This window comes from Streptococcus sp. UBA3373 (genome assembly GCF_002360305.1).
GTDB classification, from domain to species: domain Bacteria; phylum Bacillota; class Bacilli; order Lactobacillales; family Streptococcaceae; genus Streptococcus; species Streptococcus alactolyticus.
Genome location: NZ_DEQF01000011.1, coordinates 100821 through 101192 on the forward strand (window position 1 = coordinate 100821; position 372 = coordinate 101192).

Genomic DNA, 372 nt, shown 5'->3' on the forward strand with positions numbered 1-372 from the left:
GTCAATGTCATCTCCGATTGAAGGATTCATTTTCTTATACTTGTTCCAAAGTTCTTGTGCATTCATAGTTTTCTCCTACTTCAAACTCCAGCCACCGTCAATTTTAACAATTTCGCCCTGCATAGAGCTGGCTTTGCCTGAGGCTAAAAAGCCTGTTAATTCTGCTATTTCGTCAGGGCTACTCCAACGTCCAATTGGGGTTTCTTGAGCTACCCAATCAGCCAACCCGCCTGGTTCAAAATCACTAGCTGTCATGGCTGTCTTAACCGCACCTGGTGCAATACCAAAAACCTGAACCTTGTCTTTGGCATAATCAAGGGCAAGCTGGCGGGTGAAACCTGCAAGTGCGTGTTTGCTCGCTGTATAGGCTGC

The 372-nt window shown here is 46.2% G+C and carries 1 protein-coding gene; it reads right to left on the reverse strand.

Translation table 11 applies throughout. The features are described from left to right. Nucleotides 1-75: 75 nt before the first annotated feature. On the reverse strand, nt 76-372 hold a 297-nt coding region (locus B3R79_RS02145), incomplete at its 5' end, for an SDR family oxidoreductase (protein ID WP_293693482.1).